A 693-nucleotide genomic window follows, 5' to 3' on the forward strand; every position below is an offset into this window, starting at 1 on the left:
GAGCAGGACGGCGCCGACTTGGGCGGAGCGCGATCAATGCACGGGATTGGCGCTGGTGCAAGCTGGGCCTGCAGCCGTCACGCAGCCCCTGCGGCCCAGGGCAGCGTCGCCTCATAGGCGGCGCCCGCCTTGAGCACGGCGAGGTCGCCGCGCGGGCGGCCGATCAGCTGCATGCCCATCGGCCGGCCGCTCTCATCGAAGCCGGCCGGCACGGCGAGCGCCGGGCAGCCGCCCAGCGTTGCAAAGGCGGAGACCTGCATCCAGCGGTGATAGCTGTCCATGGTCCGCCCCGCGACCTCGCGCGGCCAGTGGGTGGTCACGTCGAACGGGAAGACCTGCGCGGTCGGCAAGGCGATGAGGTCGAAGCACTCGAACAGCGACAGCAGCGTGCGGTGCCACGAGGTACGCCGGACACTGGCGGCATGGATCTGCGGCGCGGTGAGCCGCATCGCCTGCTCCACTTCCCAGACAGCCTCGGGCTTCAAAAGCCTGCGTTTTGCCGGATCGTCATAATGCGCCTTCAGTCCGCAGCCGCTGCTTGCCTGGCGCAAGACGACAAAAGCCTGCCACAGCGCCTCGAAATCGACATCGGGAACCAGCTTTTCGCTGTGGAACGAGGCATCGGCGAAGCGGGCAAGCGCGGCCTCGCAGAGGCCGAGCACGCCAGGCTCCGTCGGCAGGTGGCCGCCGAGG

Annotated in this window: 1 protein-coding gene; it reads right to left on the bottom strand. The window is 69.4% G+C overall.

Annotation, left to right across the window (positions count from 1 at the left end; genetic code table 11):
- Window positions 1-77: 77 nt before the first annotated feature.
- Window positions 78-693, bottom strand: a 616-nt coding sequence (locus EOD07_RS36520) for an amidase family protein (protein ID WP_245470640.1), incomplete at its 5' end; no start/stop codon positions are given.

The sequence above is a fragment of the Mesorhizobium sp. M2C.T.Ca.TU.002.02.1.1 genome (genome assembly GCF_003997225.1).